Raw genomic sequence first — 15114 nt, 5'->3', positions numbered from 1 at the left:
CATGAAAAACAGTGCCAAACGCGCCAACTTCATTACGTTCGCCATCATCGGTGCCATCATCGTGATCGGGATCGCGCTCTTATTCTTCTTGAATAATGCGAATGAAGAGACCGGCGTCAACGCCGTGTCAGCGGACGAGCTCGAACAGAAGATTGACGAAGAAGAAGAGGTCGTCGTCTACTTCTGGCAGACGGGTTGCGAATATTGTGAGCAAGTCAAACCGTATGTCGAACCACTCATCGAGGAGTATGACGCGGTCTCGATCAACTTGGCCGATCATAACGTCTGGACGACTTATGGCATTAACGGAACACCAACGATGATTCGTTTTAAAGACGGTCAAGAAACAGGTCGTGTCGAAGGGGCCGTCTCGGAACAACAATACGAAACGTTCTTTAAAAACGAGGAGGCCGCACAGTGATCAAAAGCCGCTTGTATCAGACGTTGTTTGAATTGAATGCGACACCGTTCATCGCCAAGCGGCTCCGTCAGTTCGCCGAGTCGAAGGCGAGCCGCGCGTTCATCCCGTCGTTCGCAAAAACGTATCAAATCGATATCGCTGAAGCGGCAGAGCCGATCGACGCCTATCCGAGTCTGCACGCCTTTTTCACGCGCCACTTGAAAGACGGGGCGCGCCCGATCGATGCAAACACGGACACGGTCGTATCACCGTGCGACGGACAATTGTCGATCGTGTCCGCCATAACAGACGAGAGTCGGTTTGAAGTGAAGGGGCAGTCGTATACGCTCGCCGAGATGCTCGGTTCACAGTCAGAGGCGAGACGGTATGCCGGCGGGACGGTTTGCGTGCTCTACTTGAGCCCGCGTGACTACCACCGTGTCCATGTCCCGCTCGCAGGCCGAGTGCTCAGCCATTACGAGCTCGGCGACCGTTCGGCGCCGGTGAATGAACTCGGTTTGACGGAGACGGTCCGCCCGTTGTCACGTAACTATCGCCGTGTCACACGCTTTGAGAGCGTGGCCGGACGTTACGAGCACATCATGGTCGGCGCTTTGAACGTCAATACAATCGAATGGACCCATGACGGCGAACGTGTCGATAAAGGGGCCGAGGTCGGTTACTTCTCGTTCGGCTCGACCGTCATCCTCTGTTTTGAGAAAGATCGTGTCGTCATCGACCCGGCGAAAATTGGTCCGGTCCGGCTCGGTGAAGTCATCGGTTCGATTCAATCGAACGCTTGACTGGTAAGTGAATAGACAACAATTTTCTGGCCGGTCAAACGAGACACTAGTCGTTTGGCCGGTTTTCGTATAACATAGAAGGGATATCAATACTTGTATAAGCTGTTGAATCGCTTTAGCTAATTGGAGGAATACAAACGTGTTTAATCGACTTTATCCGAAACAGTTCGTCGCGTCAGTATTTGACATCGACCTTGAAGACTTGAAAGACCGTGGTGTCCGCGTCATTTTGACGGACCTTGATAATACACTCGTGGCCTGGGACGTCCCGCACGCACCTGAGCTTCTTTTGCTATGGCTCGAGAAAGTGAAATCACATGGACTCGATGTCATCGTCGTCTCGAATAATAACGAGAACCGCGTGCGCACGTTTACGGAACCGCTCGGTCTTCATTATGTGGCGCGTGCGAAAAAACCGTTGCCGTCTGGGTTCAAGCAAGCACTTGCCAAGTACGGCTATTCAACCAAAGAAGCGATTTTCTTAGGCGATCAAATCTTCACTGACGTGCTCGGCGCCAATATGGCAGGCATTCACGTCGTTCACGTGCAGCCCGTCGTCAAGACGGACGGTCTCGTCACGAAGTTCAATCGCATGCTGGAGAAAGTCGTATTCGCGCATATGAAGCGTCGCGGGAAGTACGTGTTGATCACGAAAAAAGTGGAGGAAATCGCAGTCGATGCGAAGCGGGCCAAAGTGGCCGTCGCTGAAAAGATCGGCGAGGCGATGCACTCACGTTCAGAAGATTCACATAAAAAAGATAAATAAGGGCCTCGAACGCATAGGAAGAAGGAGGCTGTCTTGTACGGCGCGTAAGACGTCGGAATTAACGCTTCAGGAGTAGCGGCGAGGCGCTACGAAGAATGAAGAAGAGGAAACTTAAAGGACAGCACATACGAATATGGAAGAAACGAAACGTTATTGCGCCGGTTGCGGCGTTCTCATTCAAACAGAAGACCCGACAGCAGTCGGTTATGCACCAAAATCGGCACTGGATCGCGAGATCGTCATTTGCCAACGCTGCTTCAAATTGAAGCATTACAACCAGATCCAAGACGTCGAATTGACGGACGATGACTTCTTGCGCATCTTGAACGGGATCAGCGCCAAAGAAGCGCTCGTCATCAAAATCGTCGATATTTTTGATTTCAACGGAAGCTGGCTCCCGGGACTTCAACGTTCGGTCGGATCGAACGATGTCTTGTTAGTCGGGAACAAAGTCGATCTACTGCCGAAGTCGGTCAACCCGAACCGTATGGCCAACTGGATGAAGACCGAGGCGAAAGAACTTGGCTTGACGCCGGTCGATGTCCATTTGATCAGCGCTAAAAAAGGTCACGGCATCGACGAATTAGCAGAGAAGATCGAGTACTATCGCAAAGGGAAAGACGTCTACGTCGTCGGTTGTACGAACGTCGGGAAATCGACACTCATCAACCAAATCATCAAGCGCTTCGGTGCTGAAGATGAAGCGATCATCACCGTCAGTCATTTCCCGGGAACGACGCTCGACTTGATCGACGTCCCGCTCGACGATGATGCGAACCTGTACGATACGCCAGGGATCATCAACCGCCATCAAATGGCGCATTACGTCGACGCGCGCGATTTGAAGACGATCACACCTAAAAAAGAGATCAAGCCGCACGTGTTCCAATTGAACCCGCAGCAAACACTCTTCTTTGGTGGTCTGGCTCGTCTCGATTATCTGGAAGGCAATAAACGTTCATTCGTCGTCTACATGTCGAACGAGTTGAAGACACACCGGACGAAGCTCGACAAAGCAGATGAGCTTTATGAAAACCATATCGGCAAAATGCTTAACCCGCCGAACGAGAAGACGTTGCAATTGTTGCCGCCGCTCGTGCGTCATGAATTTAGTCTCCGTGACGGCGTCAAGACGGATATCGTCTTTAGCGGACTCGGTTGGGTCGCCATCCACGGAAAAGGTGGACGGATTGCCGCTTGGGCACCAAAAGGAGTCGTCGTCACATTACGCGAGGCGCTCGTATGAGACTGGCCGTCATCGGTCACCCAATCGCTCATTCGCTCTCTCCCTCCCTGCACGAGCAGTGGCTGAGAGCGTCTGGGCTTTTCGGGCGGTATGACGCGCTCGACGTCACAGCGGACGAGCTCGCCCCATTGTTTCAGTCGATGCGGGACGGGGACTATGACGGGTTCAACGTCACGATCCCGTACAAGGAAGCGGTCATCCCGTTGTTAGACGACTTGGAGGACTCAGCCAAGTCGGCCGGTGCCGTCAACACCGTCTATAAGCGGGACGGCCGTTTGATCGGCGCGAATACGGATGGCGTCGGTCTTGTGACCGCACTCGACCCGTACACCGACTGGTCTGGTCGTGTGCTCGTCATCGGGGCGGGTGGAGCGGCACGCGGGATCATCAGCGCGTTGCCGACCCGAAACGTCACGGTCACGAACCGGACGATCGACCGGGCCGAGCGTCTCGCGAAGACGTTCGGCATCGAGTCACAACCGCTCGGTGATGTCGACGTCGCCTGCTACGACGTCATCATCCAAACGACATCGGTCGGCATGGATGGGGTACAATCACCGCTTCCGTTAAATGGATTACGACAAAACACCGTCATTTGTGATATCATATATCGTCCACTCGTCACACCGTTTTTAAGCGACGCCACAATCCGAGGCGGTAAAACCGTGAACGGGACTGCCATGTTCGTCGGGCAGGGAGCGTTGGCGTTCGAACGCTGGACAGGTGTGAAACCGGATCAAATTGTCGGAATGAAGTTAATTGAAAGCTTATTGGAGGAATAAAAATAATGTTATCAGGTAAACAGAAGCGATTTTTACGCGCCGAGGCACACAACCTCTCGGCCATCTACCAAGTCGGAAAAAACGGCGTCAGTGAAGCGATGTGCAAAGACATCGGCGATGCGCTCGAAAAGCGTGAACTGTTAAAAGTCCAAGTTCTTCAAAACTGTCTCGACACGCCGAAAGACGTGGCTGGAGAGTTGGCTGAAGGAACGAAGGCAGAAGTCGTTCAAGTCATTGGAAAAGTCATCGTCTTGTACAAACAGGCGAAAGAGAAAGAGAATCGCCAAATCAAGCTTCCATGAGTCGCATCGGGCTGATGGGGGGCACGTTCGACCCGCCGCATCTCGGTCATCTGTTGATTGCCGAGCAGGCGAGAGAACAACTCGAGCTCGACGAGGTCTGGTTCTTACCGGCAGCGATTCCGCCCCATAAGGCCGGGTTCAGCCGGGCGGACGACCGGATTGAGATGACGCGGCGGGCCATCTCCGGTCACCCGGATTTCAAGCTCAACTTGATCGAGTTCGAACGAGCTGAACCGTCCTACACGGTCGAGACGATGAAACGGTTGCGGGAGCAGTATCCGGCTGACACGTTCTTCTTCTTGATCGGGGCCGATTCACTCGACGCGCTCGAGAAGTGGCATGATTATGAGACGCTGACTACGCTCGTGACGTTCGGTGCGGTCGCACGGCCCGGAAGTCGTTACCGGATCCCGAGCCGAGCTGACGTCCGTACGATCGACATGCCGCAGCTTGAGATCTCGTCGACCGACATTCGGGAACGTGCGAAGCGGAACAAGTCGATCACGTATCTCGTCCCATGTGAAGTCGAAACTTATATCAAGGAGCACGATTTGTATGACGTATGAACAAGCACAGGCATTGATTGAACGAACGTTGCCTGAGAAACGGTACATCCATACGCTCGGTGTCGTCGAGACGGCAGAACGTCTCGCCCGAACGTACGGAGAAGACGTGGACCAGGCCCGGCTCGCGGCAATGTTGCACGATTATGCGAAGTACCATGACCGTGACGAGATGCGTCAAATCGTCTTAGACGAGCATCTCGACCCGTTGTTGCTCGAGTTTGATGACGAACTGCTTCATGCGCCGGTCGGAGCGGTCTTGTTAGACCGCGCCTACGACCTCGACGCTGAAGTCATATCGGCCATCAAAAACCACACGACCGGCGAACCCGGCATGTCGCGCCTCGATCAAATTTTATTTGTCGCGGATGCGATTGAACCGAATCGTCGGTATCCCGGTGTCGACGTGTTGCGCGATTTGGCAGACGTTTCACTTGAAGCGGCCGTCGTCGCGACACTGCGCCATACGATTAACTATTTATTGAAGAAGTCGGTGCGGATTTTCCCGCAGACGATTACGACATATAACTATTATTTGAACACACCTTAGGAGGGTCTATATGACTGTAAAAGAAGAACTTGAATTGATTGTAAAAGCTGTTGACGATAAACGTGGGGAAGACATCGTCGTCCTCGACATGGAAGGTATCTCACCGATCGCCGATTATTTCGTCATCTGCCACGGTAACTCAGAGAAGCAAGTCGAAGCGATCGCACGTGAAATCAAAGACGTGGCGGGCGAGAACGATTTGCCGCTTAAAAAATTCGAAGGTATGGACTCGGCACGTTGGGTGCTCGCTGACCTCGAAAACGTCGTCGTCCACATCTTCCACCGTGACGACCGTGACTACTACAACCTTGAAAAATTATGGGCTGACGCGCCGCACGTCGACGTGGAAGTCGGCTAATGACGTACGAAGGGTTCGCCTACGTATACGATGAGTTGATGAAAGATGCCCCGTACGCGGATTGGGTCGCGTTCGTGCGGCGCCACGTCGCGGACGGTGCATCGCTTGCCGACGTCGGATGCGGGACGGGCTCAGCGACGATCCGGCTGGCCGAGCATTACGACACGATCGGTCTCGACTTATCTGAGTCAATGCTCGAAGTCGCCCAAGAGAAAGCGCTCGAAGCGGGCGTCACGCTGCCGCTCTGGCAACAAGACATGCGTGAGCTCGAACTGCCGGCTCCGGTCGATGCCGTGACGATCCTTTGTGACTCGCTTTGCTACCTTGCAGACGAGGCCGACGTTGTCGACACGTTCGAGGCGGTATATGAGCAGCTGAAGCCGGGCGGGACGTTCATCTTTGACGTCCATTCACCGAACAAGATGGAGACGCTCTTCAACCAGAAGACGTACGCGTCGAACGGGGAAGACTGTTCTTACATCTGGTTCGCTGACCCGGGTGAGAAGCCGCTCTCGGTCATCCACGATTTGACGTTTTTCGTCGCGCTCGAGGATGGCACGTATGAACGCGTCGAAGAGACGCACGAACAGCGGACGTATGAGCCAGGGCAGTATATGCAATGGCTCATCGGTGCCGGCTTCCACGTGAAATCGGTCACGGCCGACTTCACGGATCGAGCTCCGGGCCAAAACGCCGAACGGATTTTCTTCGTCGCCCAGAAATAAACGAGACCCTATCGCGTGAAGCGATAGGGTCTTTGTCATGATTAAACCTCGTGACTGAACTGCCACTGGACGCCAAACCGATCCTCGACCGAACCGTAAGCTCTGCTCCAAAACGTTTCCTGAAGCGGCATGAGAATACGACCACTGACAGATAGAGCAGAAAACTCACGAGTGATTGCGTCCAAATCATCCGTCACGACGGCAAGCGTGATGTTTTGACCGAACGTGACCGGACCATCCGGCATCGCATCGGAAAACATGAGCGATGTTCCATGGACATTGAGCCGAGCGTGAAGGACGAGATGGGCCATGTCTTGAGGTACGGCCTCTCCGTCCGAACCAGTCTGATCACCGAACGCCATGATATCAGGCGTGGGTTGTCCGAACACTTGTGCATAAAACTCGAGGGCATCGCGACAGTTCCCATTGAAGTTCAAGTACGGATGGATGGGCATACAAGTTCCTCCTTGAATCATTTTCTTAATTATAGAACATATGTTCGTTTTTTTCAAGTCGATAAAGGATGGCTGCCTCCGCTCGATTGTTCAATCTGATAGGGAAACGGGAATAAGTGAAGAGAGAGTTTCTGAGAAAGAGGGTGCGGAAGATGAAGCTGACACGAGGAAGTATGCTAGAATTCGGATTCGTCTTGTTCATGGGGATTATTCTCATCACGTCAATCATTCAAGGGGAGTGGTTTAACGCGAGTGTCGCCGGGGCGGGAATCGTCTCGGGACTGATTCCGTTCATGTTAGAGAAAATATTTAAAACCGAGTTCGATGCCAAGATGAAAATCGCCTATATTATTTTCTTGTTCGCCTCGCAATATTTGGGTTCGATTGTCGGGTTATACAGCAACGGATGGTGGGACACGTTTTTGCACGTGTTGAGCGGGGTGTTTTTGGCGTTTCTTGGCTTTGATTTCTTTAGTCGTCTCGATGAAGACATCCGGCTCGAGATGCCGAAGCGCTTCCTCTTCGTCTACATCGTCGTCTTCTCGATGGCGGGCGCGGCGCTATGGGAGATGTATGAGTTCACGTCCGACATTGTGTTACGGACGACGATGCAAGGGAACGGGAACGATGACACGATGGTCGATATAATTGCCGGATCGCTCGGTGGGGTCATCGCTGCCTTATTGGTGACAGAAATCCATCGGAAAGAGCAGATTAAAAAGAAGAATGGAACCACCTAAAAATAATAGCGCTTACAAAACGTTCGAGACGTCTCGAGCGTTTTGTTTGTAATAATTATTATCTTTTAATATTATTAACTTAGTAATAATGATTATTAAGAGGAGGCAACAATATGGATCAACATCGTCATCTAACTACTAACCAAGGCGTTCCAATCGGGGACAACGCCAACTCCATCACAGCCGGCCGCCGCGGCCCAACGCTTCTCGAAGATTATCAGCTAATTGAGAAACTCGCCCACTTTGACCGTGAGCGCGTGCCGGAGCGGGTCGTTCATGCCCGTGGTGCCGGAGCACACGGTGTCTTCAAAGTTAAAAATAGCATGAAACGATATACGAAAGCCAAATTCTTGCAAGAAGTTGGTCAAGAAACACCAATTTTTGCCCGCTTCTCGACGGTCATCCACGGTCTCGGTTCACCGGAAACGCTTCGTGACCCGCGTGGATTCTCAGTCAAGTTCTACACCGAAGAAGGGAACTACGACTTCGTCGGAAACAACTTGCCGGTCTTCTTCATCCGTGATGCGATCAAGTTCCCAGACGTGATCCACTCGCTCAAACCGGACCCACGGACGAACCTTCAAGACCCGGACCGTTTCTTCGACTTCATGTCGCTCACACCGGAATCGACGAGCATGCTCGTTCACTTGTTCAGTGATGAAGGCATCCCGGCGTCGTACCGTCACATGCGCGGTTCATCGGTCCATTCGTTCAAATGGGTAAACGAATTTGGGAACACGGTGTACATAAAGCTCCGTTGGGTTCCGAAGCAAGGCATCAAAAACTTATCGATGGACGAAGCGGCCAAAGTGCAAGCGGAAGACTTCAACCATGCGACGCGCGACTTGTTCAACTCAATCGAAGAAGGCGACTTCCCGGAGTGGGACCTTTACGTCCAAATCCTCGACCCGGCCGACATGGACAACTTCGACTTCGACCCGCTTGATGCGACGAAAGACTGGTTCGAAGACGTCATCCCGTACCAACTCGTCGGTACGATGACGCTCAATAAAAACGTCGACAACTACTTTGCGGAGACGGAATCGGTCGGTTTCAACCCGGGTGTGCTCGTCCCTGGTATTCAACCATCTGAAGACAAGATGCTCCAAGGTCGCTTGTTCTCGTACTCGGATACGCAACGCTACCGGATTGGGGCGAACTATCTCCAACTCCCGATCAACTGCCCGTTCGCGCAAGTAGCGAACAACCAACGTGACGGCGCGATGCCGTTCAAACAACAGACGAGCCCGGTCAACTACGAGCCGAACCGTTATGAGGACACACCGAAACCGGATGCGGCTTATATCGAAACCGAGCAACCGATTTCAGGAGTAACGGGTCGTCAGAAAATCGAGAAGACGAACGACTTCGGGCAAGCGGGTGAAGTGTACCGCCGCTACTCGCAAGACGAGAAAGATGGTCTCGTACGTAACTTGGTCGCCCACATTAAAGAAGTCCGTCATGAGAAGACGGTCCTTCTCTTGATCTGCAACTTCTATCGTGCTGACCGTGACCTCGGGGAACGCCTCTCGAAAGAATTGAACGTCGATATCACGCCGTTCTTGAGTCAAGTGACGGAATAAATCATCAGCAACAGAGATACCTAACCGTATCTCTGTTTTTTTGTTTACCGTGGATACTCTACGAAGTGCAAACGTGAGTGAAAGCCTCCAAAATTGTCGGGAGTCTTCCCGTATGCCAAGATAAGAAAAAAGGGGGAAGCTGCATGAATCAAATCATTGAAACATTACTGAACCACCGCTCCGTCCGCTCGTTCACGGACGAGACGCTGACCGACGAACAGATCCGTCTCATCGTCGAGAGTGCCCAGCGCGCTTCGACGTCGAGCTTCATCCAGGCGTATTCGATTATCGGCGTGACCGACCCGGAGAAGAAGGCACGCCTCGCCGAGATCGCCGGCAATCAGCAGTACGTCGTCGACAACGGTCATTTCTTCGTCTTTTGTGCTGACCTATACCGGCACGAACTGATCGGAGAACTGCAAGAAGCCGCCGTCAATCCGACGCTCGAGACCGATGAGAAACTGCTCGTCGCCGTCATCGACGCCACGCTCGCGTCACAGAACGCCGTCGTCGCTGCCGAATCGATGGGGTTAGGCATTTGTTACATAGGCGGGATCCGCAACGATATGTCGGCGGTCAAAGCGTTGCTCGGTTTGCCGGAGCGGGTGTTGCCGCTGTTCGGGCTCGCAGTCGGTGTCCCGGCGCACGTCGAGGATCAAAAACCGCGGCTTCCGCTCGAGCATATCTATCATGAGAACACGTACGACGCTGATCCGATTCAACTGAAGCAAGAACTCACAGCGTACGATCAGACGATTCACGACTACTATGCGGCACGCGGATCGAACCAACGCAGCGATACATGGACGGGCCAGATGGGACGGATGTTGTCGAAGCCGACTCGGCTCGATGTGAAAGACTTCTTGAAGACACAAGGCTATTTGAAGCAATAAGAAAACCGCCGGGAGGCGGTTTTCAGTTTGGGGGATACGTCGTCTTAAAAACGAAGGGAGACAATCACAATTAAAGGAACTAAATCTCTATTAATCTGTATATTGATCGTTTCAAACATACTGGTTGTCTTTACATCTTTGGAATTTCTAATTTTGAAGATACTTGGTCTACAGTATGAGTCGTTGTGGAGTCTGCTACTCTTCTTCATCGTATATGGAATTTCTGAAATCCCGACCAACTTGTTTCTATCTGCATGCTTGCAGGCGTTGACTACTCTCGATATCATCCCATCCCATACAGGGGTGTTAGCCCTGTTTCTGCACATCGCGAGTACATATATCATACTGCACATCATCGACCGATTGATGGCGTCGGTGTCGATTTCTCAACTCGGGATTCTTGTTTTTTCCCTTGTTATCGGTCTAGTAGGTTGGCTATCCATTCAAAATGATCCTGGACCTCCAAAGAGAGGATCGAAAGAATTTGAAGACTACAAAAAAAGAATCAATTGAGTTTCAGACGAGAGAAGCATAGTGCCCGTCATAGGAAACAATTCGAGACGAACAAAGGAGCGGCTAATCTCAATCGAGAGAAAGCCGCTCCTTCGTTTTCAATTTGTATGGGCATTGAGCCAAGCGTGGTCAATCGCCCCGAACTGTTTGGCTGTGATGACACCATTTTCATCGAGCACATACGTCGTCGGCATCGCTTGGATCCGGTAGGCGTTCCCGACGGCACCGTCCTCATCGTAGACGACTTGGAACGCGTCTTCATAAGGCGCGACGAACGACCGCGCCTCGTCGACGTCACGTTCACTCGTCGTCGTGTTGACGGCGACAATCGTCACGTCATCTTGCTCGCGGGCAAACTTGGCCATATCGGGCATTTCGGCCCGGCACGGTGGGCACCATGACGCCCAAAAGTTGACGACGACACGCTGCCCGCGTAAGTCTTTCAAGTTGAACGTCGTCCCGTCCGTTCGTTTCAATTCGAAATTCGGCGGAACTTGGCCGATGTTCAGCCCGGCTGCTTGAGACGAGTCGGCAACGAGCATTGGTGTCTCGTCCGGTAAGCTCGCGTTGATGACGGCGAGCAGGACGACGAGCCCGAGCCCATATTGGATCGCTTTTTGAGACGGTCGCGCCACGTATATGGCGATGGCGACGAGCACGAAGAGCAGGATTAGCCCCCACCATTCGAACGTGCCGGTCACATAAGTTCCGATCGACCAAATCGCCAACGCCCCGACTAAGGTCCAGAGTTGTGCCCCGAGCGTGGGTGTCCGCATCCAGCGCCACGTTGCGACGAGTAATAAGGCGATGAGGAAAGCCAGGTATAAATGGAGCGGCTGCGGCGATGAAAGCAATGGGAGCGTTCCGTACTTCGGCACGACGATCGTCACACCAAACCATAAAAGTAGGGCTGAAAATAGCCAATAGCCCCGAAGCCCGGGAGCAAGCCGGAAGACAAAAAATCCGATTGTTGCAATGGCGATCAGGATCGACCAGATACCGCCCGTCGCGTACAGTGATAGCGCCAAACTACCGGTCGAGGCGAGGCCGATGATGATGGCGCTCAGTTTCCAGGCGAGAAACCCGGCGAACCACGTCCCGAGGACGGCGTCGCGGTCTTTTTCCGTTAACCCGATTTTTTTGAAGACGATGTAGAGACCGAGCAGACTGACCATGAAGACGAGCAGGTCGAGTCGGACGTTCAGTGGACCGATTGCAATCACGATATCCCTCCTAGAGAAAAAGCGCCCAAACGAGTGGGCGCTTTCTTTGTTTTTAGTATAGCATTAGCCGATTTGTTCTGCGTTGAGGACGGTCTTCATCGCAGCATAGCCACCGAGGATGTTTTGAATATCCTTGTAGCCGAGCGATTGAAGGACGCTCGCGGCCATACGTGAACGGACGCCTGACGCACAGTGGACGGCGATCGTCTTGTCTGTCGGTAGACCGTCGTGGTCACGCATGAGTTTACCGAGCAAGATGCGCTCTGCTTTCTCATAGTGACTCGCGTTCCATTCTGTCGCGTTGCGGACGTCAAGGACGAACACGTCGTTCTTCTCAGCTGATTCGATCGCTTGTTCAGCCGTCACGTCCGTGTACGTTTCTGTCAATAGTTCTTGACCGAGCTCTTCGACAGGGACGATGAAGCGGAGACGGTCAAGACCGATTGATTGAAGGTCTGTCTGCACTTCTTCGACGTCTTCCGCGCTCGCGATGAGCGTGATGTCTTTGTCGAAGTTAACGAGCCAGCCGGCCCATGAGACGAATTTCGTGTTGTAAGGGATGTTGATCGTCCCAGGGACGTGACCTTGCGCGAAGTCTTCGCCTCTACGTGTGTCGACGACTTGCGTCGCTTCGACGAGTGTGTCGAGACGGTCCGTGCCGACGACTTCTGGACGAGCGATCTCGTTCGTCACTTGGATGCCTTCTTTGTTCACTTTTTTCATCATCGCGAAGTAGTTCGGCGGTTCTGGTTGGTCTGTCGTCAACTCTTTGATGAATGCGTCTTTGTCCGTCATTTGGAGCGCCCAGTTCGTCGCTTTCTCATAACCGACCGTTGACGTTGGGATCGCGCCAAGCGCTTTCCCGCAAGCGCTGCCGGCACCATGGCCAGGCCAGACTTGAACGAAGTCAGGGAGAGCCTTGAACTTGTTAAGCGAGTGGAACATTTGCTCGGCACCGATGGCCGTCGTTCCTTTCACGCCGGCCGCTTCTTCGAGCAGGTCAGGGCGTCCGATATCGCCGACGAAGACGAAGTCGCCTGTGAAAATACCCATCGGTTGCGTTTGGTTGCGGTCATAGAGCAAGAACGAGATGTGTTCCGGTGTGTGGCCTGGTGTGTGCATGACTTCGAGCGTGACGTTACCGACTTTGAACGTATCGCCGTCTTTGACGAGTTTCGAGTCGATGTCTTTCGCGAACGCATATTTCCATGACGCGTCACCTTCATCTGACAAGTAGGCTGTCGAGCCAGTGCGTTTCGCAAGTTCGAGCGAACCTGAGACGAAGTCGGCGTGGATGTGTGTCTCAGCCGTCGCGACGATCGTCATGCCTTCTTTTTCAGCTTCTTGCAAGTACGGTGTGATGTTGCGAGCCGGGTCGATGACGACCGCTTCGCCGGTCATTTGGCAACCGACCATGTAAGATGCCTGTGCTAATTTTTGATCATAGAAATAACGTAATAACATATGATATACCCCCTAGAATAGTTGACTGTAAACGTTAGTTGTTGTGCTGCTTTATATTAAGAAGTGATTAAACCGTTTCGCCTGTCCAGCTCATCATGCCGCCGTCGACGTTGATGACGTCAAAGCCGAGTGAGTCGAGGTAAGCTGACGCGTTCATGCTGCGTCCGCCTGCCGCACAGATGACATGAATCGGTTTCGTGCGGTCGAGCTCATCGACTTTCGCACTGAAGTCAGACAACGGTACGTTTTTCGCTTGTTTGATGTGTCCGCCTGCAAATTCATCCGTTTCACGAACGTCGATCAAGTTGAGTGTTTCATCCGTGCTTAGCAATGTTTCTAATTCAGTCGTCGTAATCGTCTTCATGTGGTATTAATCCCCTTTTCTAATCAAGTTATGTTTAAAGTGAGTAACTTTCGTTGTTTTTAATATACCCCCTAAGGTATACTCAATGCAAGGAAAAGAATTGGAGGTCAAAAATTGCGTAAATTAACGATCATCTTATCGATTTTAGTGATTGTGACTGTCGGAATCGTAGTTTTCACTTCGAAAGAGGATGGGATCACCCAAATCGACGTCGAAACACTACAAAACAGATTGGAAAACGAAGAAATAACCTTGTTGGACGTCCGTGAACTAGATGAATACGAGGGGGGGCATATCGAAGGAGCGGTGAACGCACCACTTTCTTCATTAAATGAAACCGAATTACCTTATGCGAAAGATGAACCGATCTATATCATTTGCCGCAGTGGCAATCGAAGCGCCCAGGCGGCCGAGTTGTTGCAGGATCGAGGTTATACGGAAATTTATGACGTTTCAGGCGGTATGATCGCTTGGGAACAGAGATAAAACTTACTTATCTAATAGGGTAGGAAACTGGAGGAGCTAGTATGGAGTTAGAGTTTATCATCACAATCTTTTTGATTGGCTTTATCGGATCATTCATCTCAGGGATGGTCGGGATCGGCGGATCAATCATTAAATATCCAATGTTGTTGTACATTCCGCCGCTTCTTGGCTTCGCGGCGTTCAGCGCCCACGAAGTATCGGGGATTAGCGCGATTCAAGTGTTCTTCGCGACGATCGGTGGGATTTACGCATATCGTAAAGGCGGCTATTTGAATAAACAACTCATCCTGTATATGGGTGTCGCCGTCTTGATCGGAAGTTTCATCGGGGGCTACGGCTCGACGCTGTTGTCGGAGAACTTGATCAACGTCGTCTATGCGGTCCTCGCGACGATTGCGACGATCATGATGTTCTTGCCGAAAGCGAACGTCGAAGATTTGCCGCTCGACCAAGTCACGTTCAATAAACTGATCGCGGCCAGTTCGGCGTTTATCGTCGGGATCGCAGCCGGGATCGTCGGAGCGGCCGGAGCGTTCATCTTGATGCCAATCATGCTCGTCGTGCTCCGTATCCCGACGAAGATGGCGATCGCGAGTTCGCTTGCGATCACGTTCATCTCATCGATCGGGTTGACAGCCGGTAAGATCATCACCGACCAAATCGTTTGGGAACCGGCTTTCGTCATGATTATCGCGAGTTTGATTGCGGCACCGATCGGGGCGAATATCGGGAAAAACATGAAGACGAAGTCGCTCCAGATGATTTTGGCATTGCTCATTTTAGCGAGTACGGTCAAGATCTGGATGGACATCATCGGCTAATTGAATCGTGTTTAAAGGCTATCGAGTTCACTCGATAGCCTTTTTTAGATGAAGATTGCAATAAAATTGTTAAGTTT

Annotated in this window: 20 protein-coding genes; 16 read left to right on the top strand and 4 right to left on the bottom strand. The window is 52.1% G+C overall.

The features are described 5' to 3' along the window. Position 1: 1 nt before the first annotated feature. The 10 genes from BJU60_RS05405 (at position 2) to BJU60_RS05360 (ending at position 6495) form a co-directional block, all read left to right on the top strand. A complete protein-coding gene (locus tag BJU60_RS05405; protein ID WP_070327819.1) occupies positions 2 to 421 on the top strand; it encodes a thioredoxin family protein in 420 nt (139 codons plus the stop codon). Next, positions 418 to 1203 (top strand): phosphatidylserine decarboxylase, encoded by a 786-nt coding sequence (locus BJU60_RS05400; RefSeq protein WP_083273994.1) that lies wholly within the window; start codon positions 418 to 420, stop codon positions 1201 to 1203. The genes BJU60_RS05405 and BJU60_RS05400 overlap by 4 nt, the downstream gene beginning before the upstream one ends. A 139-nt stretch (positions 1204 to 1342) precedes the next feature. Next, positions 1343 to 1969, top strand: coding sequence for a YqeG family HAD IIIA-type phosphatase (locus BJU60_RS05395; protein WP_070327818.1), 627 nt, complete (start codon positions 1343 to 1345; stop codon positions 1967 to 1969). A gap of 133 nt (positions 1970 to 2102) precedes the next feature. Next, positions 2103 to 3215, top strand: a complete 1113-nt coding sequence (yqeH, locus tag BJU60_RS05390; protein ID WP_016508207.1) for a ribosome biogenesis GTPase YqeH — start codon at positions 2103 to 2105, stop codon at positions 3213 to 3215. Continuing rightward, the gene (gene aroE, locus BJU60_RS05385; RefSeq protein WP_070327817.1) at positions 3212 to 3997 is read left to right on the top strand and encodes a shikimate dehydrogenase; all 786 of its coding nucleotides are present in this window, start codon (positions 3212 to 3214) and stop codon (positions 3995 to 3997) included. The genes yqeH and aroE overlap by 4 nt, the downstream gene beginning before the upstream one ends. A gap of 5 nt (positions 3998 to 4002) precedes the next feature. Continuing rightward, on the top strand, positions 4003 to 4299 hold the full coding sequence (yhbY, locus tag BJU60_RS05380) for a ribosome assembly RNA-binding protein YhbY (protein WP_016508126.1): 297 nt from the start codon (positions 4003 to 4005) through the stop codon (positions 4297 to 4299). Next, positions 4296 to 4865, top strand: a complete 570-nt coding sequence (locus BJU60_RS05375; RefSeq protein WP_070327816.1) for a nicotinate-nucleotide adenylyltransferase — start codon at positions 4296 to 4298, stop codon at positions 4863 to 4865. Before yhbY ends, BJU60_RS05375 begins: the two co-directional genes overlap by 4 nt. After that, positions 4855 to 5412, top strand: a complete 558-nt coding sequence (gene yqeK / locus BJU60_RS05370; protein ID WP_070327815.1) for a bis(5'-nucleosyl)-tetraphosphatase (symmetrical) YqeK — start codon at positions 4855 to 4857, stop codon at positions 5410 to 5412. Before BJU60_RS05375 ends, yqeK begins: the two co-directional genes overlap by 11 nt. Before the next feature lie 10 nt (positions 5413 to 5422). Then, the gene (gene rsfS, locus BJU60_RS05365) at positions 5423 to 5770 is read left to right on the top strand and encodes a ribosome silencing factor (protein WP_070327814.1); all 348 of its coding nucleotides are present in this window, start codon (positions 5423 to 5425) and stop codon (positions 5768 to 5770) included. Beyond that, entirely contained in the window at positions 5770 to 6495 is a 726-nt protein-coding gene (locus BJU60_RS05360) for a class I SAM-dependent DNA methyltransferase (RefSeq protein ID WP_070327813.1), read from the top strand. Before rsfS ends, BJU60_RS05360 begins: the two co-directional genes overlap by 1 nt. A gap of 41 nt (positions 6496 to 6536) precedes the next feature. On the opposite strand, the gene BJU60_RS05355 is transcribed toward BJU60_RS05360, so the two are convergent. Further along, positions 6537 to 6950, bottom strand: coding sequence for a VOC family protein (locus tag BJU60_RS05355; RefSeq protein ID WP_070327812.1), 414 nt, complete (start codon positions 6948 to 6950; stop codon positions 6537 to 6539). Between the two features lie 152 nt (positions 6951 to 7102). Between BJU60_RS05355 and BJU60_RS05350 the strand changes: the two genes are divergently transcribed. From BJU60_RS05350 to BJU60_RS15460, 4 genes are all read left to right on the top strand, one after another. After that, positions 7103 to 7690, top strand: a complete 588-nt coding sequence (locus BJU60_RS05350; protein ID WP_070327811.1) for a hypothetical protein — start codon at positions 7103 to 7105, stop codon at positions 7688 to 7690. A 113-nt stretch (positions 7691 to 7803) separates the two neighbouring features. Next, positions 7804 to 9273 (top strand): catalase, encoded by a 1470-nt coding sequence (locus BJU60_RS05345; RefSeq protein ID WP_070327810.1) that lies wholly within the window; start codon positions 7804 to 7806, stop codon positions 9271 to 9273. A gap of 143 nt (positions 9274 to 9416) precedes the next feature. Beyond that, positions 9417 to 10166, top strand: a complete 750-nt coding sequence (gene nfsA, locus BJU60_RS05340; RefSeq protein ID WP_070327809.1) for an oxygen-insensitive NADPH nitroreductase — start codon at positions 9417 to 9419, stop codon at positions 10164 to 10166. A gap of 63 nt (positions 10167 to 10229) precedes the next feature. Next, positions 10230 to 10679 (top strand): YrvL family regulatory protein, encoded by a 450-nt coding sequence (locus BJU60_RS15460; protein ID WP_083273993.1) that lies wholly within the window; start codon positions 10230 to 10232, stop codon positions 10677 to 10679. 98 nt (positions 10680 to 10777) lie between these two features. On the opposite strand, the gene BJU60_RS05330 is transcribed toward BJU60_RS15460, so the two are convergent. The 3 genes from BJU60_RS05330 to BJU60_RS05320 form a co-directional block, all read right to left on the bottom strand. Continuing rightward, the gene (locus tag BJU60_RS05330; RefSeq protein ID WP_070327807.1) at positions 10778 to 11902 is read right to left on the bottom strand and encodes a TlpA family protein disulfide reductase; all 1125 of its coding nucleotides are present in this window, start codon (positions 11900 to 11902) and stop codon (positions 10778 to 10780) included. A 63-nt stretch (positions 11903 to 11965) separates the two neighbouring features. Next, positions 11966 to 13366 (bottom strand): MBL fold metallo-hydrolase, encoded by a 1401-nt coding sequence (locus tag BJU60_RS05325; protein WP_070327806.1) that lies wholly within the window; start codon positions 13364 to 13366, stop codon positions 11966 to 11968. A gap of 67 nt (positions 13367 to 13433) precedes the next feature. Further along, positions 13434 to 13730 carry a rhodanese-like domain-containing protein gene (locus tag BJU60_RS05320; RefSeq protein ID WP_070327805.1) on the bottom strand — a complete coding sequence of 99 codons (297 nt, stop codon included), beginning with the start codon at positions 13728 to 13730 and terminating at the stop codon, positions 13434 to 13436. A 114-nt stretch (positions 13731 to 13844) separates the two neighbouring features. Between BJU60_RS05320 and BJU60_RS05315 the strand changes: the two genes are divergently transcribed. Together BJU60_RS05315 and BJU60_RS05310 are read left to right on the top strand one after the other, a co-directional pair. Beyond that, positions 13845 to 14216 (top strand): rhodanese-like domain-containing protein, encoded by a 372-nt coding sequence (locus tag BJU60_RS05315; protein WP_254281645.1) that lies wholly within the window; start codon positions 13845 to 13847, stop codon positions 14214 to 14216. 41 nt (positions 14217 to 14257) lie between these two features. After that, a complete protein-coding gene (locus BJU60_RS05310; RefSeq protein WP_070327804.1) occupies positions 14258 to 15037 on the top strand; it encodes a sulfite exporter TauE/SafE family protein in 780 nt (259 codons plus the stop codon). The last annotated feature ends 77 nt before the right edge of the window (positions 15038 to 15114 follow it).

This window comes from Exiguobacterium aurantiacum (genome assembly GCF_001766415.1).
Lineage (GTDB): Bacteria > Bacillota > Bacilli > Exiguobacteriales > Exiguobacteriaceae > Exiguobacterium > Exiguobacterium aurantiacum_A.
The sequence above is the reverse complement of the archived record's forward strand: the minus strand, read 5'-3'. Positions and strand labels throughout refer to the sequence as shown.